The 24851-nt window shown below is 35.6% G+C and carries 17 protein-coding genes and 2 tRNA genes; 9 read left to right on the top strand and 10 right to left on the bottom strand.

Going from position 1 to position 24851, the window contains the following annotated elements:
• Window positions 1-50: 50 nt before the first annotated feature.
• Window positions 51-4439: a translocation/assembly module TamB domain-containing protein gene (locus tag BUE24_RS00670; RefSeq protein WP_244548098.1), complete on the bottom strand. Its 4389-nt coding sequence runs from the start codon at window positions 4437-4439 to the stop codon at window positions 51-53.
• Between the two features lie 126 nt (window positions 4440-4565).
• Between BUE24_RS00670 and tsaD the strand changes: the two genes are divergently transcribed.
• From tsaD to BUE24_RS00655, 3 genes are read left to right on the top strand one after another with little or no spacing between them, the layout of a single operon-like run.
• The gene (tsaD, locus tag BUE24_RS00665; RefSeq protein ID WP_073312548.1) at window positions 4566-5588 is read left to right on the top strand and encodes a tRNA (adenosine(37)-N6)-threonylcarbamoyltransferase complex transferase subunit TsaD; all 1023 of its coding nucleotides are present in this window, start codon (window positions 4566-4568) and stop codon (window positions 5586-5588) included.
• Complete coding sequence (locus BUE24_RS00660; protein ID WP_073312547.1) at window positions 5588-6292, top strand: 16S rRNA (uracil(1498)-N(3))-methyltransferase; 705 nt, start codon at window positions 5588-5590, stop codon at window positions 6290-6292. The genes tsaD and BUE24_RS00660 overlap by 1 nt, the downstream gene beginning before the upstream one ends.
• Window positions 6293-6344: 52 nt before the next feature.
• The gene (locus BUE24_RS00655; protein ID WP_073312545.1) at window positions 6345-7481 is read left to right on the top strand and encodes an esterase-like activity of phytase family protein; all 1137 of its coding nucleotides are present in this window, start codon (window positions 6345-6347) and stop codon (window positions 7479-7481) included.
• A gap of 2 nt (window positions 7482-7483) precedes the next feature.
• Here the strand turns inward: BUE24_RS00655 and BUE24_RS00650 are convergent, their stop codons facing one another.
• Window positions 7484-8200 (bottom strand): DUF1223 domain-containing protein, encoded by a 717-nt coding sequence (locus tag BUE24_RS00650; protein WP_073312543.1) that lies wholly within the window; start codon window positions 8198-8200, stop codon window positions 7484-7486.
• Window positions 8201-8243: 43 nt separating this feature from the next.
• Between BUE24_RS00650 and BUE24_RS00645 the strand changes: the two genes are divergently transcribed.
• Genes BUE24_RS00645 through BUE24_RS00630 form a run of 4 tightly spaced genes read left to right on the top strand, consistent with a single transcriptional unit; the run spans window position 8244 to window position 11774 of the window.
• Complete coding sequence (locus BUE24_RS00645) at window positions 8244-8888, top strand: DUF4159 domain-containing protein (RefSeq protein WP_073312541.1); 645 nt, start codon at window positions 8244-8246, stop codon at window positions 8886-8888.
• Complete coding sequence (locus BUE24_RS00640) at window positions 8889-9419, top strand: TrmH family RNA methyltransferase (protein WP_073312539.1); 531 nt, start codon at window positions 8889-8891, stop codon at window positions 9417-9419.
• A gap of 49 nt (window positions 9420-9468) precedes the next feature.
• Window positions 9469-10557: an AI-2E family transporter gene (locus tag BUE24_RS00635; RefSeq protein WP_073312537.1), complete on the top strand. Its 1089-nt coding sequence runs from the start codon at window positions 9469-9471 to the stop codon at window positions 10555-10557.
• A 29-nt stretch (window positions 10558-10586) separates the two neighbouring features.
• Window positions 10587-11774: a class I SAM-dependent methyltransferase gene (locus BUE24_RS00630; protein WP_073312535.1), complete on the top strand. Its 1188-nt coding sequence runs from the start codon at window positions 10587-10589 to the stop codon at window positions 11772-11774.
• Here the strand turns inward: BUE24_RS00630 and BUE24_RS00625 are convergent, their stop codons facing one another.
• The 3 genes from BUE24_RS00625 to BUE24_RS00615 form a co-directional block, all read right to left on the bottom strand.
• Complete coding sequence (locus BUE24_RS00625) at window positions 11775-12251, bottom strand: hypothetical protein (protein WP_073312533.1); 477 nt, start codon at window positions 12249-12251, stop codon at window positions 11775-11777.
• Between the two features lie 104 nt (window positions 12252-12355).
• Entirely contained in the window at window positions 12356-13366 is a 1011-nt protein-coding gene (locus BUE24_RS00620) for a hypothetical protein (RefSeq protein ID WP_073312531.1), read from the bottom strand.
• A gap of 119 nt (window positions 13367-13485) precedes the next feature.
• On the bottom strand, window positions 13486-15081 hold the full coding sequence (locus tag BUE24_RS00615; protein WP_139241884.1) for a hypothetical protein: 1596 nt from the start codon (window positions 15079-15081) through the stop codon (window positions 13486-13488).
• Between the two features lie 260 nt (window positions 15082-15341).
• On the opposite strand from BUE24_RS00615, the gene BUE24_RS00610 reads away from it, so the two are divergent.
• Together BUE24_RS00610 and BUE24_RS00605 are read left to right on the top strand one after the other, a co-directional pair.
• Window positions 15342-15425, top strand: a tRNA-Ser gene (locus tag BUE24_RS00610).
• A 7-nt stretch (window positions 15426-15432) separates the two neighbouring features.
• Window positions 15433-15507, top strand: a tRNA-Pro gene (locus BUE24_RS00605).
• An 80-nt stretch (window positions 15508-15587) separates the two neighbouring features.
• Here the strand turns inward: BUE24_RS00605 and BUE24_RS00600 are convergent.
• The 5 genes from BUE24_RS00600 to BUE24_RS00580 form a co-directional block, all read right to left on the bottom strand.
• Entirely contained in the window at window positions 15588-16223 is a 636-nt protein-coding gene (locus BUE24_RS00600; protein WP_073314374.1) for a copper homeostasis protein CutC, read from the bottom strand.
• Window positions 16224-16304: 81 nt separating this feature from the next.
• Window positions 16305-17213, bottom strand: a complete 909-nt coding sequence (locus tag BUE24_RS00595) for an ROK family protein (protein WP_073312527.1) — start codon at window positions 17211-17213, stop codon at window positions 16305-16307.
• A 72-nt stretch (window positions 17214-17285) separates the two neighbouring features.
• Complete coding sequence (locus BUE24_RS00590; RefSeq protein ID WP_073312525.1) at window positions 17286-19943, bottom strand: glycoside hydrolase family 3 N-terminal domain-containing protein; 2658 nt, start codon at window positions 19941-19943, stop codon at window positions 17286-17288.
• Window positions 19944-19977: 34 nt separating this feature from the next.
• On the bottom strand, window positions 19978-21393 hold the full coding sequence (locus BUE24_RS00585) for a sugar MFS transporter (protein ID WP_073312523.1): 1416 nt from the start codon (window positions 21391-21393) through the stop codon (window positions 19978-19980).
• Window positions 21394-21432: 39 nt separating this feature from the next.
• Window positions 21433-24747: a VCBS repeat-containing protein gene (locus BUE24_RS00580; protein ID WP_244548097.1), complete on the bottom strand. Its 3315-nt coding sequence runs from the start codon at window positions 24745-24747 to the stop codon at window positions 21433-21435.
• Window positions 24748-24851 lie beyond the last annotated feature (104 nt).

Genomic DNA, 24851 nt, shown 5'->3' with positions numbered 1-24851 from the left:
ATTTTTGTTGTTTAGTTGGTTTTGTTTGTAATAAAAGTCTGAAAAATAATTTACTTATTCTTCTCAGTAAAGTTAATAAAATCCGGAGCTTCTATTTTGGTAGTATCTACTGGCTTTGCAATCGAGTCTTTTGGTTTCTTTTTTCCTTTGAACACCTTCTGCCATAGCTCTCCAAAATTATCAAAATCTACAGAATAGGATAATCCTAAACCTTGTTCATATCCTTGGTTTTGCGCCCCAATAAACTGTATATCGTTTTGACGATTAAATACTTTTCCTCGTAACGACCCATCTTCATTAAACAAATACTCGATTTCTACGTCCCCTACCACGGTAGACTGATCTGTACCTCCTATTGGAACCCCTACTCGACCATTAATCAAAATTTTATTATTGATCTGTGTCGAAAGAGTGAGACCAAACTGATCTGCATTTTCCTGATCCAGGGTTCTTACTCCCTGTACATAATTTACCCCTACCTGAAACTTATCATCATCATCAGACAATAAGTTATTAAATAGACTCGATGCTCTTTCTGCTACCAATCCTCCGGTTATAGTATTTGGATTAAGGGTTTCGTCACTATAAAATTGTCCTTGTGACACTAGAGATAACGCTTGTAGTTCTCTATTGGATTGGTCACTCAACTTATAATCTAATTCACTTTTTACCACAGAACTCAAATTCGGAAATTCGATATTAAAATTAAGATTAGGTTGTATCAACTCTCCTTGCAAATCCACTACCACTTCGACAGGAATTTTTCGATTTATCGAGGCATTTTCTAATAAAATAGCAGGATTGGCTTCAGTTTTATAGACTGCGCTAAGATCCAATAATGCTCTGGTTGGACTACCATCCCAAACAATGGTCCCTCCATCCCGAACAGAAAACAATTTCTCTACAAAAGCACCATATCTGAAATTATAAGTCCCCTCATACGCCACAAAATCCCCCCACATATTGAACTTACCGTTGGTGTTGATCTCGATAAGCAAAGTACCCGCTCCTCTTCCTTTTAAAGAACTTCCATTTTCTTTATTGATCACAATTTCTACCTCAGCATTGTTATTTACATCCAGATCAAAATTAAGTTCTAACCCTTTTACATCGTCCAATATGATTTCTTTTCCTTCTAGTCGTGCACGTTTTTCTTCAGGACTTAAAAAATGTATAAAAGAATTGTCCCCAATAGACTCACTCTCGTTTAATGGTATTTTGAAGACCGTACCTTCTTCTGTAGTAGCATTCACATCGATTACCAAACGATCTGTGGGCCCTTGTATTTGAGCATCTCCGCTTATAAACCCTGTTCCATAATACAAAGACTCTTCGTCTTCTTCGGTATCCAATACTAATAATCGATCAGGTGCAAGTAAGTTCAATCCTATTTCCCATTTGGAGAATTGTCGATGCCCAATATATCCACTCAATACACCTTGAGTATAATACTTGGTATCAATGATATCAATATCATCAAAATTAAACCGTTGTTTTTCTAAAACAACTCTGGAATTCTCTGCAAAATCCAAATCAACATTCAAATATGGTACTGTAAGTCCTGCTTGGTTTAATTTGAGCGCTCCATCTATCGAAGGGTTTTTAAAACTTCCCGAGATCTTGGCATCTCCAGAAACATATCCTCTTATATTAGATACTACAATCCCTCCCAAAGCACTAAACTCTGCTATATTAAAACGATCCAGATCTACATCTACATCCATCTTTGATCCTTTTTCTGAAACATTAATGGTCCCCAAAGCAGACAGGCTTTGGTGATTCCCATTATCGGTTAATTGTGTATTTACATTATATTCGGTTAAATCATCATTTCCCGTTACATCAATCCTTAAATCCCCCAATAGTGTTTCATTAATAGCCAAATTATCTACGCTGATTGTTGAATTGGGATAATACTCTCCATTCTCCTGCAGAACAGTTAACTCTCCATCTACCCTTCCTCCAAAACTAAGACTATCTATTCTAGGAGTAATTTTATTTAAATCTACATTCTGAAAAGTGGCTTTGACATCCTTATGGTATTTCCCTTCCACAACTCCATTCACCTTTATTTCCTCATCTTTATAGTTAAATATCAGGGATTGGATATCAATATTGTTGAAATCATTATCAAAAATGATCTTATTATTGCTTTTGTTTTTATCGCGATTTACATACCAGGTATGCCCTTTGTAGGTGAGATCAGATTTTCTAAATCCAATCACCGAGTTATTTTCCTGGTTGATGGTATGATAAAACTCCAGATTGAAGTTATCTGCATTATTTTTGCCTCCCTTAAATTCGGAGTGCATAAACAAAGTATCCTTGAGGGTTACATTAATCAAACTAAACTCTGATAACCCATAGTTCCTGGAGGCTATGCTATCGACCGCGACATAAGTATTGAATAATGGGTTCTTATTATCGATTTGGATGTCCACCTCTTCCATCAAATTACCAAATGCTCGGATAGCCGGGGATTTAAAAGTGAGTTTAAATTCAGATTCATTACTTTCTACTCGGCCTTTTATCACAGTATTGGGTGCGAACTGAATTTCAGGATAAAAAACATCCACAATCTTATTGTAGATATTGAAATCAAACTCCATAAACTCATCGTCTGTAATTTCGGTCGCTTCAAAATTAGTATATAGACTACCTACAGAATTTCTAAACAAATCGTACACATTCTCGAACCGAAAAATCCCTTTTACACTCCCTTGAATAATATCTGGGCTATTGATGGTGATGGTACGTACATTTTGATCATCGAAACTTGAAGTGATATCAAAATCTTCAAAGTAATAATTTGCGTCCTGATTAGCATACAAGGTTTTTGCAAACGAAATGGTACCAAAAGCATCATTGATATTGGTTCCTTTCATTTTCATGAATACATCTCCATTAAACACAGACACCTCATCTCGAGTAAAGATGTTCAGTTTATTCAAATCCACATGATCCACTTGAGCTACAAAATCATAATTATTGATTTCCTGAGATAAATCAGCAACCCCGTTAAAAGCAAACCTAATATTTGGATCTCTGGAATCTAGTTCCCCATCAAAAACACGGTCTTTTAGGTTTCCTATAGCTTTAAGCCTGGTATAGGTATAATTATTAATTTCAAGTTTATTGATATCCCCTTCTATCTTGGTATCCAAACTTTCCAGGGTAAAACCGCTACCATCAACATGAATGTCAAACCCTGCATTTCCTACTGTTTTTAATCCCAACAATTGCCCTACATTGAAGTTACTCGAAATTACATTTCCATTATAAGTAGATGTCCGGATATCATCCAGATTTTCTAGTAAAACAAATGCATTTATTTTCCCAAGTTGAGATATCAAATCCATATCCATATCAACCGCTTTGGTAGTCACCGAAGCATTACCTATAGCTTTTACGCTACCAAATTGATACAATTGTTTAGGAAGCGCTTCTCCCAGAATCTTGGGCATAAGATTAATAAGGTCATAGTAATTCGTGGTAATATCATCAAAATCTCCTTCGAGTTCAAACTTTGTGGCGTCTGAAACCGCATTCTTAATTCTAATATTTCCTTTTACTATAGATCTGTCTAATCCCGTAATATTAGCGTTAACTACTTTGAAATCATTCAATACTCCTTGCACCGAGGTGTTTTTTAATCTAAACTGTTGATTTCTTCCAAATCCGCCATAAAAAGGAATTAAATCATTTGTAGATACACTGGCTTTATCAAAATCAGCTTTGATATTTACCTCATTTTCAAAATTACTCAGTCCACCAACCTTGTATGAAAACAATATTTCTCCTTGAATCTTAGAATCCGGAGTTTCTATCACTAACTCCTGAAAATTCATTTCTTCAGGTTTGATAGAAAAACACGTTTGTAACTTTGAAATATTAAGCCCTCTTTGATCTTTTAATCCCAGTGCATTGATATTCAAATACACATCAGGCCCGTCGACCATTAAATTTTCAGCATCTAGAGAAATATCTCGATAGTCAATCACTTCTGGATTATTTAGATTCTCATCGGTGAAACTAAACCTTCCATTAGTAATAGTTATGGCTTGCGTAGTCAATAAAAATCGTTTGCCAGAAGAAGGGTTATCACTTTCGAATTTGCGGATTAAAGTCATGAGGTTATCCGACTTTTCATCCTTATACATTTTCATTTTGAAAACAAGATCTTCTATAGCTACATCTCCTATCTCTGGTTGGCCATTAGAAATATCATTAATATTACCTATCGATGTCTCAATTTCGCCAGCAAACATCAAGGTATCATTATGATGATCCTTTACCAATACTTCTTTAAGACTCACCCTACCGGCATATGTTAACCCTAATCTACCGATAGTAATATCTACGTTATTTTTTTCTTTAAGATTATTGGTGATTTTATCTCCAAAATAAGTTTGAACAGCAGGAACAGAAAATACAATCACTAAAAATGCAAATAGCGACAAAAGGGTAAGAAATACCCTAAGTAATATTTTCCGAAATTTTTTGATATGCTTTATTGTTTTAACTTTGCTGACAATATTAACAATTTCTATGCCCTTTTCCTCATAATGAATCCACAAAAAATATACATCCTGGGTATTGAGTCCTCATGCGATGATACCTCTGCTGCTATATTATGCAACGGAAAAGTTTTATCAAATGTTGTAGCCTCCCAAAAAATACACGAACAATACGGTGGTGTTGTGCCTGAATTGGCTTCTAGAGCACATCAGCAAAATATCGTTCCTGTGATTGATCAGGCTATAAAACAAGCAGGAATTACCAAAGAAGATTTGAATGCCATTGCCTTTACTAGAGGCCCTGGACTAATGGGATCTTTGCTAGTAGGTACTTCTTTTGCCAAATCCCTCGCCCTGGCCCTAGATATCCCTTTGATCGACGTAAATCATATGCAAGCGCACATCCTTGCCCATTTTATTGAAGAAGAAGGATATCAGCAACCTGATTTTCCATTCCTAGCGATGACCATTAGCGGTGGACATACGCAAATTGTTCAAGTCAATGATCATTTTGATATGGATGTGATCGGAGAAACCATTGATGACGCTGTGGGAGAAGCTTTCGACAAAAGTGCAAAACTACTAGGTTTGCCTTATCCAGGTGGTCCCTTGGTTGATAAATATGCGCAACAGGGAAATCCAAAAGCGTTTCAGTTTCCTAAACCTAAAGTAGGTGATTTGAACTTTAGTTTCAGCGGACTCAAAACCGCGGTGCTTTATTTTATTCAGAAAAAAGTGAAGGAAAATCCAAAATTTATAGAAGAGAACTTGTACGACATCTGTGCTTCCCTGCAGTATACCATTATTGGAATCCTGGTGGATAAACTCAAAAAAGCTTCAAAACAAACAGGAATTAAAAGAATAGCTATCGGAGGTGGTGTATCGGCAAATTCTGGAATCAGAAATGCCATGAAAGAAGGTGAAGGTAAATTTGGTTGGGAAACCTTTATCCCAAAATTTGAATATACCACAGATAATGCAGCAATGATAGGGATTGTTGGATATTTAAAATACCTGAAAGGAGAATTTACAGACATGAGCGTAGTTGCCAAAGCCAGAATAAAAATCTAATGCAACTTTTCTACAACCATACTTTAGAAACCACAAGTACAGAGATCCGCTTTACCAGGGAGGAGAGCAAGCATATAGCCAAAGTACTGCGTAAAAAAGAAGGAGATGTATTGCATATCACCAATGGTAAGGGAGAACTGTTTATTGCAGAAATTACGTTCTCTAACCCTTCGCAATGCATTGCAAAAATAAATTCAAGAGAAACACAAACAAAGCATCCTTATCGTTTGCATATGGCTGTTGCTCCTACCAAAATGAACGATCGTTATGAATGGTTTTTGGAAAAAGCAACCGAAATTGGAATCGATGAAATCACACCCATTATTTGTGATCATAGTGAGCGGAAAGTAATAAAACCTGAGCGTTTTGAGCGCATTTTGCAAAGTGCAATGAAACAATCCCTACAATATCATTTACCCAAATTACATCCGGCAGTTTCGTTTTCAGAGTTCATGCAACAGCAATCTCAAGGACAACTATTGATCGCACATTGCGAAGAGGGGCCAAAAGAACTACTAAAAAACATTGTAGAGCCCAAAACCAATACTACAATTTTGATCGGGCCTGAAGGGGACTTTTCAAATAAAGAAATTAAAATAGCACTGGACGTAGGTTATATTCCAATTACATTGGGTACAACTCGATTGCGAACCGAAACAGCAGCCATTTCTGCGGTACATAGTATTGCATTCATTAATGCATAACTACTGGCATCTCATTTCGAATCAATATCTTTATATTTTAAATCAAACATTTATGAAAAAGGGGGCTTTATTTTCACTGGTGCTATTCACTTTTTTATGTAGTTGTTCTTCCAACAACAATGATACAAATCCAGATGCTCCAGATACCAATACTATCAGCGCTTTAGAATTTATCGATGAATTTGTGATCCCAAGTCAAGATATCGAGGGAGTTCCTGTTGGTGGCTTATCAGGTATCGACTATTACAATAACAAATGGTACTTGCTAAGTGATGCTTCTACACCACCTATTAGATTTTACGAAGCTGCTATCACCTATTCGCAACAAGGATTTACTAATGTGGGGATATCTAAAATGACTGAAATCAAAAATGCAGATGGAATTTCCTTCGAAACAGGAATGGTAGATCCCGAAGCGATACGTTTTGATACTACTACAAATACTCTTTTATATACAAGTGAAGGTTCTATAGTTAATGGAATTGATCCTGCTCTAATAGAAATTACAACATCGGGGGAACAGATCAAAAGCTTTGCACTGCCAGATAACTTTAGCGCCAATACTACTGATAACACTACTGGCCCAAGGCATAATGGTGCTTTGGAAGGGTTATCTAGTAGTCATGATCAACATGGATATTGGATCGCTTTCGAATTGCCTCTGGTAGAAGACGGTCCCGAACCCGGTCTTACAGACACAGACTCTCCGGTTAGAATTACGTACATCAACAAAACTACTGGTATAGCCGAAAGACAATTTGCCTACGAATTAGATCCAGTTGCAAGACCACCAGCATTGGGTACAGATTTTACCGTAAACGGATTGGTAGAAATCCTGGAATATGATACCGATCAATTTCTGGTACTCGAACGCTCTTTTTCTTCGGGATATCTGGATGGAGGAAATTCTGTAAAAATCTATAAAGTAGATGCTAGTGAAACTTCTAATACATTAGATATTGCTTCACTATCCGGAGCGAATATTGTGAAAGCAGAAAAAACATTACTTTTTGATTTTGAGACCATCCGTAGTCAATTAACCAACACCATGGTCGACAATCTAGAAGGCATTACCTTTGGCCCTACTTTTGAGGATGGAAGTAGAGCCATATTAGTGGTATCTGATAATAATTTTAGTTCTTTTTTCCCGCAATTAAATCAGCTTATTCTCTTCAAAGTTATTCGGTAACACTAAATTTCTATTCGTACAGCTCCTGTAGTTCGTAATCCACTATCCTGGGTATAAGCGATAACTGCTAATTGATCCGTATCTCCTACCCAATCTGGTATCGCGATAGATACTTCCCCAGTTTCTTCATTTTTCACCACTCTATTGGCTACGATATTGGTGTTTTTAAGGGTTCTATTTCTATTTTCTCCTCTGGAAACTTTAGTGATCCTTTCTGCCACTACCAACGCTAATGTTACTGTAGAAAATTCATCTCCTTTGGTTGTATATGAAAAACTCACTGTATTTCCCTTTTGGTTCACATCACTAATACTAATATTATTTGTCGTAGGCGCTTTAGCATATCTACGCAATGCGTCATCAGCTTTGTACTGATTTGATCCCGTAAAATGTTCGCTTCCGTTTACTACCAATTGAGGTGTATAAATCGATCTACTTCTAAATTTAACCGCATAATCTCTTTGGTAGTCGCTATAGGCTTCGGTACTAAAAGGATCTCTCCAACCTAAACGGTTCCAATAGTCTACGTGATAGGATAACACATATACATTATCATTTTCGTATTGCTCTCGTATATCATCCAACAAGGCATCTGCTGGAGGGCAACTACTGCATCCTTGAGAGGTAAACAATTCTAAAACTATGGCAGAATTCTGATCTTGGGCATATACAGACGAAAACGCAACGAGCGTTAATAAAATTAAAAGGTGCTTCTTCATTTTATAATTTTAGTATTTTTAGACTTTATTTTAGACGAGATTTATGGGAAAGCTTACGGTTTCACTCCTTATTTTATTGACATCCTTTACGACCTATAGCCAGGAAATTGCTGTTTTGCAATACAAAGGAGGTGGTGACTGGTATAGTAATCCCACTGCGTTGCCTAACCTCATAAGGTTTTGCAATCAAAATATTAATACTACCATTGCTGGGAAACCCAAAACGGTAAAACCAGAGAGCGTAGATATTTTTCAGTATCCCTATTTACATATGACTGGGCATGGTAATGTATTTTTTACACCTGAAGATGCTGAAAATCTAAGAAACTATCTATTGAGTGGTGGTTTTTTGCACATTGATGATAACTATGGTATGGAACCCTACGTACGTAAGGAACTGGTAAAAATATTTCCTGATAAAGAATTGGTAGAACTCCCCGTTTCACATCCTGTATTCTCTTCAAAATATAGCTTCCCGCAAGGGCTACCCAAAATTCATGAACACGATGGCAAACGTCCACAAGCCCTTGGCATTATAGACAATAACAGATTGGTATTGCTATTCACTTTTGAAAGTGACCTGGGAGATGGTTGGGAAAATCCAGAAGTACATAATGATCCCGAAGAAGTTCGTTTGAAAGCACTAAAAATGGGAGCAAATATCATCAAATACGCATTCGAAAATTAAATGGGGCATCAATTACATCACGATACCACTAAATTTGAACTAAAAAAATTTCCAATAGTTCTTATTTGTGATCAGGTAAATTCTCCTGCTAATATTGGAAGTCTTTTTCGTATTGCGGACAGTTTTGGTATTTCTCAAATCTACTTTTGTGGTGAAGACATTACTGTAGTAAGCAAACGTATGTTGCGCACAGCCAGGTCAACGCATCATCATGTTGCGCATCAACATAAAGAAGAAATTACAGAGGTCATTACAAGCCTAAAAGAAGATGGATATTCGATTGTTGCCCTCGAGATTACTGAAGATAGTATTGCTTGTTCGGACTATGATATGAATTCTGAACAAAAGATTGCACTGATCATTGGAGAAGAAAATCATGGCGTTTCTGAAGCAGCTCTCAAATTATCAGATCAAACCGTACACATCGATATGTATGGCAATAACAGTAGTATGAATGTTGCCGTAGCTACAGGAATTGCACTCTATGAGATTACAAATCAACTCCTCCCTAGTGCTAGATTGGATAGATAATCTTATTTTTAAACCAAACCAACTTAGAATTTTGATCCTTTTTTAAATTATGAACTCAAAAACAATTTCATACGGTATACTTAGAGCGGTCGGCGCCATTGTGGGAGTCTTAGGGTTGTTATGGTTTTTATTCCAAATTAGATCGGTACTGATTTATATTGCTTTTGCCGCTGTAATTTCTTTAATGGGTAGACCTTTGGTTTCATTTTTAAAAAGAAAACTGAAATTTAACAACACCCTTGCTGTAGTGTTTACATTGTTTATTACCATTTTGGTATTTTTCGGGATCTCGATGTTATTCGTTCCTATCATTACAGAACAAGGACAGCTTATTGGCGAAATCGACATCAACAAAATTGGTGATGATCTGGATCAGCTCAATCAAGAGATCAGCGATTATTTTAATGTAGAAAAACTAAGCTTTATTGAGCTATTTAAGCAAACAGATTTGATGCAGTTTTTTGATCTTAAAGCGATTCCTAATTTGATCAATTCCTTCTTAAGCGGATTTGGTGCTGTTTTGATTGGTTTGTTTTCTGTATTGTTTATTTCCTTTTTTCTACTAAAAGACAGTCAGTTATTAGAAAATAGCCTATTGGTTTTTGCAAAAAAAGAAGATGAGAATAAATTTATGAGAGCCTTTACAAAAATCAAAGATCTCTTATCCAGATATTTTGTAGGCTTGTTACTGCAAGTATGCATTTTATTTATACTTTACACCATATTGCTTTTGATTTTTGGAGTAAACAATGCTATCGCAGTAGCTTTAATAGCCGCAATTCTAAATCTTATCCCTTACATAGGACCTTTATTTGGAGGAGTACTTGTTTTGTTTCTGGCTACTACCAGTAACCTTGGATACGATTTCCCAACAGTGATCTTACCAAAGTTGACTTATATTCTAATAGGATATCTTATCATTCAACTCATCGATAATTTCTTAAATCAACCTCTTATATTTGGTACCAGTGTAAAATCACATCCACTAGAGATATTTTTGGCCATTCTTATTTTTGGACTGCTATTTGGTATCGGAGGGCTAATTGTTGCCGTTCCTTTCTATACAGCGATCAAAGTAATTGCCAAAGAGTTTTTATCTGAGTACAAAATCGTTAAAACGTTGACCAAAGACTTATAAAAGTAAATGTCTTATCCAATACGATATTATTGAATCCTCATATTTTACATACAGACGTACAGGAATATATTATCCAAAATTCTGATCAGCCTATAAATGTAAACAAACTGATTTTGGCAGGGAGTCCGTTTTCAAACGTCACTGTACAAGAATTAGCACAACAAATTATTGGACGTTCTAAGGCAAAACAGAAATTACCAACTTGGTTTTCTTGTACCAATATCTACTACCCTCCTGGTTTGAATCTAGAGCAAACCTCGTCTGAAATAACTGCTCGTTATAAAAGTCAGCAAATACATGGGCATACCTTAATTGATCTTACCGGTGGTTTTGGTATTGATGATTATTTCTTTACCAAGGTATTCAAAAAAGTTATTCATTGCGAAATGAATGAAGAACTGAGCACTATAGCATCTCACAACTTTGGTATACTACAAACCGATAATGTAAAATCATTATGTGGTGATGGTATAGAAATCCTAAAAGGCCTTGATACGGTAGATTGGATTTATATTGATCCTTCGAGAAGGCATGAGAGCAAGGGCAAAGTATTTTTTCTTGAGGATTGTTTACCCAATGTTCCCGAACATCTTGATTTTTTGCTTTCCAAAAGCACTAATATCCTCATCAAAACATCTCCCTTGCTGGATATCAGCTCTGGTATTAAATCTTTAAAAAACATTAAAGAAATACACGTTGTAGCGGTCGAAAATGAGGTAAAGGAATTATTATGGTTCATCGAGAAAGGCTATGAAAACGAGTTAGAAATTAAGACTGTTAATTTGCAGAAAAAAGGAAATCAAGAATTCGATTTTATATTTTTTGAAGAAAGTCAGCTAACTCTTAACTTATCTGAACCAAAAAAATATTTGTACGAACCCAACGCTGCAATTATGAAAAGTGGAGGTTTTACAAGTGTTTCAAATCATCTTTCTGCACCTAAACTACATCGTAATTCTCATTTATATACCTCTGATGAACTTATTACATTTCCCGGAAGACGATTCGAAATCATTGCTTCTTTTCCATATCAAAAAAAGATCTTGGCCAAAACTAACATTAATAAAGCAAATATTACTACCAGAAACTTTCAGGAAAGTGTATCTGTTCTTCGTAAAAAGTTTAAAATCAAAGATGGTGGGCAAGATTATCTATTCTTCACAACGGATTGTAATGATCAAAAAATTGTGCTACAGTGTAAGAAAGTAGATTTATAATCAGGGATTAGCAAACACCTCTGAATGTGAGATATACCCTTCTATGTATTCTTTTAGGTCCTTCCCTGTGATTTTATCAACATTTGCTGAAATAAAATCTCGATCTTCCTCTATATTTTTGTTATACCCTAAAATTTTTGGCGTATTAGATTGGATACTTAATCGTATCATCCGTAGTTCGATATTATCCGGCTCTTTTTGGATCGCTTTATCTATCAGCTTCTTTCCTTTATTGAAATAAGACATCTTGGAAAAAGGGTTCCACCCGAAAGAGGCCTGAAGTGCTAACGCAGCCCCGTGATATCCCTCATAAATAGCTTCGCCGTTCTCGGCAGCCTTTTTGGTCATTTCATAAAACTTTTCGGCATTTTCTTTTGACTGATTACAAACCTTATATGCATCTCGGATACTATTTAAACTAACAGCATCATCCGTATTAAAAAAGAGTAAAAAAATGAGAGATATTACTTTTACCATGTTTTAAAATTGAAAGCTTTCTCTTAGAAACGATTGGTTTTATAAGATATTACAAATATGAAAAAAAGGAAGCAAAAAGCTTCCTTTTCTAGAATTTTAAATCCTTATTTGATGAGTTTTGCAATACTCTTAAGGTCAGAATCTTTTATGTTATAGGATCCGTCTTCTTTTAAATAAATGATTTCTCCTGTGGTACTATGAATTACCGATACCATTTTCTTTTGATTAAATTGAGTGTGCATCAAGTAATAGAAATCGTCACCGTTAAGAATTTTTTTATTCAAATCCTCATTATCAATCACTTCATACTTGTGTCCATATTTACCAAAAATATCTTCTTCTGTTCTTGTTTTACCCCAAGTAGCTGCTAGCGCATTGTATTTTTTCAGAATCCATTTTGGAGCGTACAAGGTTTGATCCTTTAATTTTTTTAGTTCCTCTTTTTTCTCAATTCCATCTTCGATTACTAAGTTTTCTGAGTTAGAAAGCCTTCTATTAAGTTCTTGAAAATAGTTTTTGATATACCCCATATCAAAATTGTAAAAGCCAGGTTCCTCTCCGTATTTTTCATTGATCTTATCCAAACTTCCTATTCTCATTTTTGAGCTAAAGTCTTGTCTATATCTGATATTTGGAGTAAAAAAGAGCTCCGCTACATTTAAATAATCATACTTCAATTTTCCTTTTTTGTTTTTTTTGACATTCTCAAAATTAGACGCCATCATAAACTTAAAGACGATATATTCTGCAACGGTTCTGGTCCCTGGTCCCATAACTCCTCCTGTCTTTTGTTTTTGATATCCATTATCTACTAAACGAACAATTGAATTACTTGATGATATATATTTTTCTGAATTGTCATCATACGTTTTTTCGTCAATAAACGTGATTTCATTGAATGTCCAAACGCTCGAAATCATCGTTTTAAATTCTTCTGCCTCTAATGATGAAGGTACTACAAAAACGGTATTGGTTTTTTTGATGTTTTCAAACACATCTTTTTTGTGTTTTGAAACATAAAGATTGATAGGAGACTTACTTTTCCCTACGTTGACTTGCCCATACGAATGGCTAGCAATAACTATCAATAAAAGCAAAATGGTATATTTTTTCATCGGTCTAGTTGTTATTTAATGTTTGTACTTTACTCATGAGTGTCACACTAGCACAAAACATTACCACTAGCTTTAGAACTTTTTTCTGAAAATAAATATATACCTGTTAGAAGGGATTTCTATTTAGCAATTGATACCTTAAGTAATAAATTGTTCTTCTTTCCGTCGAAAGCTTCAAAAATCATATCCTTATTCGGTAAGGTGGCTGCTTTAGTCAATTCTATAACATCCAATCTGGAATTTCGAATATCACTTCCGGTCAAAATGGCTTCTTTGGAAACCTCTCCCGTAGCATCATCGATAATGTATGATGTCATGTAAATAAATTCTTTTTTACCATCAAAATAACGAGTAGGAGCTTCTTCAAAAGAACGTTTCAGATTTGTAAAGTCATCGATGTAGAACAAATAATGTTTTCCATCATTTTTAAAATTGAGATAAGACATACTTCGTTTGCTTACTGTTCCCAATTGGTTTTTTGGTAGTTTATTTACCCATAACAGTTTGTTATCAGAAGACAATTTAAACGCAACGATATCTCGATAGTAATATTTATAAGTTGTTCTCGATCCCGAGGAACTTGAAGTTGTAAACGACTCTACATAACGTTGTTCTCCAAAAATGGTAGTACTACCATCGGGATTAAAGACAACATCATTGACTCTTAGATTTTCTAAGTCTTTTTTATCGTCTTCCTTTTGTGTTCCTTCATTTATTCTGGCCTCTCTCTCGAATACCCACTTTTGCAGTATCTCATCAGAGATGTTACTCTTTGAAATCGCTCCTACAGCTCCATCATCGGCTAGGTTGGCGGTAAATACTCCTTTGACAACGGACTTATCCGTGTTATCCGCATAAAATCCAGTAACCTTTGCATTACCCTGGGGATCAAATTCGATCACTCCATCAGTGATAGAATATCCTGGAATTTTCAACTCTTGCTCTACTATTGGCCCACTATTTTCATTGATACGATACACCTCGGTTTTGTATGCCATAGTAAGTTTATCCTTATCATCATTTACTTCACTAAAATAAGAAGCAGTCATATAAAAATTACCATAGTTATCGATTGCAAAATCTTCTCCCTGCATAATTTCTGAAGGATGAGGCATGGTTACTTTGCGTCTCCACAATAAATTAAGCCCATCGCTAAATACCGTAATACCAACTTTATCCGGTTTATTATCCGGAGTCTTGATACGAAAGAGTACTAATAACTTTTTTCTATCTGGAGAAGCTTTAAAAACAAATTGATTAATTCTTCCACCTGCATCATATCCATAGGTGCTTTTAAAACCAAAATCTCTGGCTATACCTTCTTTATCGTTTATTAATTGTATTGGTTTTTCTACTATAATTCCTGTCAATGAAACTTTCTGACCATAAGCTCTGTTGCCTTTTGTATAAAAAACCACTGCCTTATCATTCAGTTGCATTACCGTTTGAAAATCTCCTTTATCCTCGACTACCTGTCTTTTCTTGAGATCTTCTTTAAGGTCTTTTAAAGAAAAACGCTGGATCGTCATATCCTTGCGCCCTTTCTTTATAGAAACCAATCGATCTCCAACAGCTATATTATAGGTATTGATACTTTTTATACGTTTGTATTTCTCTCCTGACTTAAACGTAAAATCTTTGAGAAGAACCGGTTTTTGTGCAAATGCAAAACTACTGGTTAACAAAGCAAAAACCAGAATGTATTTAAAATTCATATGGGTAGTATTTTTTGTTAGGCGTATCATAGCTAAAATAGGTCTATCGTTTACAAATATAAAAAAGCTTTTTTTGATCACATGATACAAAATGCAGACCATTTTTACTCTTAAGAAAAAACTGATTTTCAACTTTTTAAAAAGACCTACTCATTAAAACGAAAATAATGCAAAAAAAATGTTGCATTGTAGGGACATAAAAGTTACATTTGCATCCGCATTTGGGAATACAAATGTAGAGTTCTTAAAAAGACTTATCAGGAGAGGTGGCAGAGTGGTAATGCAGCAGATTGCTAATCTGTCAACGCGAAAGTGTTGCCGGGGTTCGAGTCCCCGTCTCTCCGCATTTTTCGGGGTGTAGCGTAGCCCGGTTATCGCGCCTGCTTTGGGAGCAGGAGGTCGCAGGTTCGAATCCTGCCACCCCGACAAGAAAAACCCTTTGTTTTGATCATAAAACAAAGGGTTTTCCTGTTTTTATAAGTTGATGCTATTAGATCGTCATGTAACTACCATTCGTCTTTTAAATTTCCAACTATCCTTCTACCATGATAAAACCCTGAATTGATGTATTTGTGAAGTGCGTCTACATTCTCGTCAGTAATTGAGCCAGCAGCAACGATCTCTAAGGCCTGCTCTGCTATGTTTACCATATCCTTTAAAACAATTCTTCCTTCATGGGCCGTAGATTTCCCTCCAGAAGTCAATACTGCATGTATTCCGTCGATTTTTAAAAGTTTTTTTAAGGCAATCATGATATCAGGAGTTTCATCGATAGCTTTATGAATAACTACTTTCATCGGTAGCGCAAGTTTTACCAATGTTTTGATTCGCTTAGTGTCTAAAGTATTGTCCTTATTTAATATCCCAAAAACCACTCCTTCAACATTCAACCTATGGCAATACATAATTTGCTGCTTCATGATTTCAAATTCTTTCTTTGAATACACAAAATCTCCTCCTCTTGGCCGAATCATCACCCGTATCGGTATTTCTAATTCACTTTGCACTCTTTTTATCTCATCTAAAGAGGGTGTGATACCACCAACACTCAAATCGCCGCAAAGTTCAATTCTATTGGCTCCATGCTGTTCTGCCAATTGTGCTTGTTTAATTCCCTCTACGCAGGCCTCTTTTATGAACATAATCCTACATTTAATAAGTGAATACATTAATCATTAACAAACTATTACTATGTTAATCTTTTGGAGTTGTAATTTGTTTCCTTATCCATTTATAAGCGCATCATAGATCTCATTATCTATAATTCGAGCACTTCCTATTAATGCAGCGTTTTCGAGAAGCTTACTTCTGTACACTGGGATATCAATTTGAAATTCTTTCAGAGCAATTTTTAAATCTTTTTCAAAGAAATGCCATGCATTAGAAATATTACCTCCAATTACCAAAGCTTCTGCTTCAAAACCTGATAACCAAGGAGCCAAAAAAACTGCTAAGTTTTGAGAAAACTCTTTAAATATTAGTTCAGCAATCGTCAAATTCTGAGTGTCCATAATCAACTCTTTAACTCCTTTGATTTGGTTTCCGGAGATTTCCTCGTAGCGACGTTGAAACCATTGTGTTGAAAAATAGGTGTCCGCAATACCTTCCTCAAATGGTAGATGATACAATTCACCATCTTTAGGAACCCCCGCACCATGTTTTAGCGGAATCCCTTTATCCAGGAATGTTGCTCCCATCCCAGTTCCCAAAGTAATTGCAACACACTTCTTAAAGGTGGACAACTCTCCTACCCAAGCTTCTCCGATACCAAAACATGCGGCATCATTATAAAACCTTACCGAAGTTGAGGAATCCAGTTGCAATTCTTTTTTAATATATTCCCGAAGATTAACATCGTATAATTTCTCAAATTTCCCTTCTCCTTTATTTGGAAAAATCCCATTATAGTAATCAAAAGGCCCAGGAATTGCTATTCCAATTCCGTGTAACTTTTCACCCTTCAGGTTATCGATTGCAATTCCTAAAACGGAAACCCAACTATCTAGTATAATATTTCTGGATTCATTACACCCGACCTCCATTTTATACACTTGTTGTGTTTTGTCTGGCGATTTCTCGTTGATGGTTGCGGCCATAATATGGCTCCCTCCTATGTCTACACCTATCGTCATTATTTCTTTAAGCTTTTGTTCTTTATCGTTATCACTTATACTAACATATTCTTGACATACCAGAATTGTCCTTTATTTCACTTCAAAGGAAGATTCTAGTCTAATATCATCTGAAGCAGCGCCAATCATAATTTTAAACTCTCCAGATTCTACCACACGTTTCATTTCTTTATTCCAAAGAGCTAAATCATCAGGATATAGGGTGAAATTTACTTCTCTTTCTTCTCCTGCTTCTAATGCTACACGTTGGAAACCTCTTAACTGAATTCCTGGTGTTACCACAGAGCTGTATATATCAGAAATGTATAATTGAACTATTTCTGTGCCTTTTCGGTTTGAGGTATTTTTGATCTTAACTGTTATATTTTGCTGCTCCTCTTTTACTATTTCAGGTTTTTCTATTTGCAAATCTGAATATTCAAACTTGCTATAGCTCAAACCATGCCCAAAGGCAAATAAAGGTTGATTACTCCCATCAACATACCCTCCTCTAGAAGATTTTTTAAGGTTATAGTACAACGGTAACTGACCCGTTCGTTTCGGAAAAGTGACTGGCAGTTTCCCTGAAGGATTGACTTTCCCCGTAATAATATCTACAGTGGCTTTACCACTAAATTCACCAGCATACCAGGTTTCTAGTATGGAATCAATATGTATACTTTCATCTTCTAATGCCAATGGTCTTCCATTTTGAAGTACCAAAACTATGGGTTTACCTAACCGAGCTACTTCTTGAATCAACTTTTTGCTATAGCTATTGAGTTCCAAGCTAATTTTATCTTTTCCTTCTCCAGATTCTTCATCTTTTTCTCCTAATACCAAAACTACTACATCCGATTTTTTTACAGTTTCCAAAGCCTTTTCTATAGCTGAAAATTGACTTTTGGTATCTGGCTCAACCTTCCAGAACAACTTCATGCCGGCAAACTCCTCGTACTCAGCAAATTCTAATTGAAAAGGATATTTTTTACCTTTTTCTAAACGCACTTTATAATTTGACCAAACATTGATTTGTTCTCTATTCCAGTTATCCAACACCAGCTCTTCATTAATAAATAATCGAGCTACATCGTCTGCAATCAATGAGAATTCATAGGTTCCCGTATATTCAGGAACTAGATACCCTTTCCAACGAATGGAAAAATTATCATCGGATATCCCTGGTGCTGGACTTAAGTTATGCCAATATTTATTCAAATTAGATGATGTATGCGTCAATTCAGGTTCTCCAGAAAGTTCGGTATTGTTAAAATACGTTACTGTTAGCCCTTTTGCCCCACTCTCAGTTTGAAAAAACCGTTCATCAATTTGTTCCATACTATTGGCAGGAACTCCTACCTCAACAAAATCAATAGTATAATCCGTTTCTTTAAAGGCATCCAAAATAGAGACTCCTTCCACATTTTTGGGTGAATACCCTCCAAGTAAGACCTTATTGGCAAGTTCTCCTATAACCGCTATACTTTTCACCTGATCACCCAAGGGGAGTAGGTTATTTTTATTTTGGAGTAATGTAATGGATCTATTTGCCGATTCTAATGCCAATTCTTGATGCGCTTTTGAATGATATCTCTTACTTTTTAAAGAAGTATCGACATATGGATTTTCAAAAAGTCCTAGTTTGAACTTTACATACAAAACACTGCTTACTGCTCTGTCTAAATCTTCAATTGGTAAGGTCTTGTCATTAATACTTTCTATCATGGATTGCTGAAATACCTCATGGCTATAATCATAGAATTGCATATCCAATCCTGCGCTAATCGAATTATTGATTGCTTCTTTTGGAGTTGTAGCCGTAAAATGAGAATTATTTTGCTTGGCTATCGCTCCTAAATCTGAAAGCACCATTCCCTTAAATCCCCATTCCTCTCTCAAAACTTTTTTTAATAACCATGGATCACTTGCCGCCGGTACGCCATCCCATTCGTGATACGCTGCCATTGCTCCCAAAGCTTTTGCTTCGGTAAAAGCTTTTTCAAAAACATACAAAAAATTAGACCGGGCTTCTCGTTCTCCTATAAAAACAGGAGCTGTGTTTTTTCCTCCTTCAGGAATACTGTGAATCCCAAAGTGTTTTGGCTCAGCCACAATAGCGTCATTTGCCGTTAGGTCCTCACCCTGCATCCCTTTAATAATTGCTACTCCATTTCTTGCAGCTAGATAAGGATCTTCTCCGTAGGTCTCCTGAATGCGCCCCCATCGCGGTTCACGCCCAATTCCTAATACGGGAGACAAAACCATAGTCACTCCTACAGAACGAGCTTCTCCTCCTATGGCATTTCCTATTTTTTCCATAAGCTCCACATCCCACATGCTACTCATTCCTATTGGAACAGGGAAAGCAGTTCCTTTATTTCCTTGATAACCGTGTAAAGCTTCTTCAATAAAAAGAGCAGGTATCCCTAATCTAGTGTTTTCCATGATGTATTTTTGCACCTCATTAGAAGCCTCTGCAGATTCTGGATAGAAGTCATGAACCGACCCAATCGTTGTTTTTTCCAAGATCTTATCTGCTTTTTCTACAGCAAGCTTACCATTAAATATCAAATCATTAGAAGAATACATATCCAGTTGCCCTACTTTTTCTTCAAGAGTCATTCGGGAAATTAAATCAGATACTCTTTCTTCAATAGAGATGTCCTTATCTAAATATGGAAGTGTTTTTTGCTGTTTTTTACAACCTAGCAGGCTAGTAATTATGAAAATACTGATGGTTACGCGTTTCATCTTTTCTGATTAATTGAGCATTCTTTTTAAAATTTCAGGTTTTATCAGATACATTTTTAATTCGATATCCTTCTGCGCCGTAAAACACGAGATAGGAATAACAAATAATAGGTATAAAGAAGGATAATTGAATTCCAATACTATCTGCTACAGCTCCTTGCAATAATGGAATCAAAGCACCTCCTACAATCATCATCACTAATAGTGATGAGGCCTGACTCGTGTATTTCCCTAAATCTTTTATGGCCAGTGTGAATATATTAGACCATAAAATAGAATTAAATGCTCCTATGGCTATGGCACTCCAGAAAGCTATCGCTCCATGACTCAGGATCATTACCAACAGTAATACGATAATAATCGATGCAAACAGTGTTAGCACTTTTGGAGGTTTAGACCCTCCTATTAGAAAGGCCAGGTAGTTAATGATCAGGAATACGATAAACAGCCAAATTTTGGAAAATGGTAATAGCTGCAGAGAAAATTCTGCCCCTTCCACTTTTATTGCGGTGATAAAATACAGGACTAAAAAGAAAAGTATTGACAAACCTGCCATGATACTATATTTTTTAGTCGTATTTCTTATACTCCCCATAGAAACCGATCCCAAGAATCTTCCTATCATCGCTCCACCCCAATAGTACGAAAGAAATACTCCTCCTTCAGCTTCATCCATTCCCATAACCGATTCCAAACCAAAAAAATTGATTAAAAAACTTCCTATAGAAACTTCTCCGCCCACATAGAAGAAAATAGCAAACATCCCTAAAACGACATGCCTAAACTTTAATACCCCTAAACCTTTTTCGATCTTCTCGTTATTTACAAACGAAGGCAATTCAATAAACTTTATGATAACAGCAAGAGCAAGAAATAGTCCACCATATATCAAATAAGGCATTTTTAAGGAGTCTACCGTGATTTCACCATTTGAAAATACTTTATACAATAATATGGCCCCAATGATTGGTGCCAAGGTGGTCCCAAAAGAGTTAAATCCTTGTGCCAAATTTAGTCTACTCGACGCAGTTTTTGGGTCTCCTAATATTGCCGCATACGGGTTTGCCGTTATTTGTAAAATAGTAACCCCAGATGCCAGTACAAACAATGCCCCTAGAAAAATCCCATACCGTTGATAATTAGCCGCAGGGTAAAATAAACTACATCCTACTCCGCAAAGAATCAAACCAATAATAATCCCATTTTTATATCCTATTTTGGAAATAGGGTCTCCTTGGCTTACGGAGATCAAAAAATAGATCAAAGAAATCACAAAAAATGCTCCAAAAAATGCAAATTGTATGAGGGCAGCCTGGAAATAAGAAAGTTCAAACACAGCCTTGAGATGTGGTATTAACACATCGTTCATCACTGTAATAAACCCCCACATAAAAAATAAAAAAGTGATGGTTATAAATGGTTTTTTGTAGTTCATTTTTTGGTTATCCATTGTGTGCAAACTTTGATTAAAATCGTATTGATTGGTGTTTTAATTTTTGTATTTGAAAACTTGTAATTGATCATTGTTATTAGCGATAAGAATTAAATTCTGATTTTCGACCATTTTCATTTTTCTAACATCTTTGTTAGTAAAAAAGCCACTATTCATAACTGTTTCTGGATGAAATTCTCCTTTCCCGTTTCCATAAAGAAGTAGCCCCGTACCTGCATCATTACGCATAGTTTCAATTTCTGACACAAATAGATTTCCTGCCAGCAAAACATCTAAATTTCCATCTGCATTAAAATCTTTAATAAGCATATCATTTACGTTCGAGAATTGTGCTCTGTTCGGTAAGGGAACTATTTTGAATTTTCCCTGTCCTAAATTTTCTATATAAGAATTTGCAAAGGTTTGTGTCTCGTAATGAAGGGCTTCTTGAAGATTATCATTACCATAAACTTCGTTAATGTCTAATGACGCAAAAAGATCATACTTTTTTATAGTTTGTTTAAGCTGTGGAATTTGCTGTGCAGAACAGGAAAAGCCTCTTAAAGGATAATGTTTTCCATAATTGTAATATCCCAAAACAATATCATTACTTCCATTATCATCAAAATCTTCATAATACACATCAAAAGGGGCGTCTACAGAAGTCTTGTATTTATAATTAAGCCCTAAATTACCTGCTATAAAATCGGTATCCCCATCATTGTCAAAATCTCCTTTTTCAATACTAAACCACCATCCAGAAGATTGCTCTAACCCAGGAAGGTTTATTTTTTTAAAATTCTTACCGTTGTTTTCTAGAACGGTTACAGGCATCCATTCTCCTACCAGTACTAAATCAGAATCTCCATCTCCATCATAATCATCCCAAACCCCATCGGTAACCATACCAATGTTTATGAGTTGAGGTGCCCGTTGGGCGGTAACATCTGTTAACTTCCCATTTTTATTCTCCAAAATGTAACTTGAGGTGGGCTCTGGATACGATTTTGGAGTTAGTCTACCACCAACGAATAGGTCAAGATCACCATCCTGATCAAAATCGTTTGGGATGACACAAGCTCCACTAACCAAAGGTAATTTTACCTCAGTATTTTTAATAAAATTCCCTTTCCCATTATTGATATATAAACGATCGGTATATTCTTTTGCTCCTTTCTGGTATTCATAGCCCCCGCTTACTACGTACAAATCCTGATCTCCATCATTATCTACATCAAAAAAAATAGCATCCACATCTTCTGTAGGGCTATCATTAACAAAAGATTGCTGCTGAGCTTCTGTAAAAGAACCTAAGGTATTTTGCACATATAATGCCGCAGTCTGATCTTTTGCTGCTCCTATATAAACGTCTAACAAGGTATCGCCATTGATATCACCAACAGCCAACGCAGGACCAAACTGAGACAACTTATGTGGTAATAAAACTTGATCTTCAAAATCATCATACACATTCTCTCTATGACGATGTTTTAATTTTTGAAGCCTGGTAATGTCTTGAAAAATGGTTTTTAATGTTTCCTCGTTTATTGGTTTTGTTCCGGTCTCTTCGTTCATCAAAAGCGTAATCTCCTGATTCGCCTTTACGTTATTTAAAACCGTTTGCTTTCCGTTTGGCCAATCTACGGTCACCTTGCTTACTTCGGAAAGTTTGCCTAATCCAAAATGAACAATAGTTTCACTGGTCGAATAAATCCCTCTAACGTTTGTGGTTTCTGCAAACTGCTTCTGATCCCCATAAAACAAGGTGATTTTGGTCCCAAGCGTAGGTTTATTACCTCTATCTAATAATTGAAATCTTAAATAATTATGCTTAGCGTTTTCGATAGTGTTATTCTTGTATACAAATGCTTTCTCATTAATATTATTCACAACAATTTCTAAATCGCCATCATTATCCAAATCTGCATAAGCTGCACCATTCGAGAATGTTTTTTGATCCAAACCCCAATCGTCCATCACCTTAGAAAAGGTATAATCTCCATTATTTTTGAAAGCATAATTTTTTAATTTCTCCGAAGGCAAAATATTCACTGTTTCTTCCAAATCCAGAATATCCCATATGCTTACATCGCCTGCATTAGGATTGTTTTTTACAAAAGTGTTTGCCACATCAACTACATAATCTGCTAATTTCTTATTGGCATCAGTATTTCTTATATCTCGCAACAAACCATTGGTCACGTAGATATCTTTTAATCCATCATTATCAAAATCTGCGATAAGGTTGGACCAACTCCAATCTGTAGATGCAATATTGGATAACTCAGCAATTTCACTATACGTTCCATTTCCATTGTTGAGTTGAAGGGTATTAAACATATATTGGTAATGGCCTCCATTATTCACGACTTTCCAGAAAGTCTTTGGATTCATACCGCTCATGTTGGACTTTAATCTTACATTATCTTCTGCCGCCATATCGGCTACCATAATATCCAAAAGTCCATCATTATTGATATCTGCTGCATCCACTCCCATACTGAAATATGACATATGGTTCAGTGCAGTATTTGCTACATTAGTAAATGTCCCATCTTGATTATTTAAGTAGAAGAAATCTGGTAAAAAAAAGTCATTAGCGATATACAGATCTGTAAAGCCATCATTGTTGAAATCTCCTGCAGATACGCTATTGGCATTGCTGGTGCTAAAAACTCCCGCTTCTTTACTAACATCTACAAAGTGAGTATTATTGACATTTTTGTACAGTTTTGAGGCATATCGCAAGTCTTTTTTAAGGTTTTTAACTCCAAAAAACTTAGAGTAACTTCCAGGGTTTGGAGGTTGATTTAATAGAAAAAGATCTAAAAACCCATCATTATTATAATCAAAGAATGTTGCATGTCGGGTTCTCGCATTATCATCTATACCAAATTTGGCGGATTGTTCGGAGAACGTAAGATCGCCATTATTGATATATAATTTATTTTTTCGAAGCTCTTGATCATCGTCATAGAGTTCTCTACAAACATAAATATCAGTATAACCATCTCCATTTACATCTGCTAAAACAACTCCAGAAGACCATCCACCATCATCCAGAATACCTGCCTTTTGCGTAATGTTTTCGAAAGTTAAATTTCCTTTATTCAGATATAACTGATCCCCTACGAGGTTTCCTCCAAAGAAAATATCTTGTAAACCATCATTATTAAAATCTGCAATCCCTACGCCTGCTCCTCCATAATAATTTGAATACAACAAAATATTCTTATCCTTCAGATCAACAACATCATTAGAAAATGATATTCCTGTTTCCTCGGGAGATAGAAGTGTAAAAATTTTCTTTTCCTGAGCATTCATACTCAGGAAAAGAAAAAAGCTAACCCAAAAAAAACTTATTATTTTCACACGTTTAAATTTTAGTAATTACCTGATTTCATATTAATTATAAAATTAAGAATGTGTGTAACCGCTACGCTCTCACATTAAAAATTTGGAATATTTCCTTTGGC

The organism is Aquimarina spongiae, from assembly GCF_900141785.1.
GTDB classification, from domain to species: Bacteria; Bacteroidota; Bacteroidia; order Flavobacteriales; family Flavobacteriaceae; genus Aquimarina; species Aquimarina spongiae.
The sequence above is the reverse complement of the archived record's forward strand: the minus strand, read 5'-3'. Positions and strand labels throughout refer to the sequence as shown.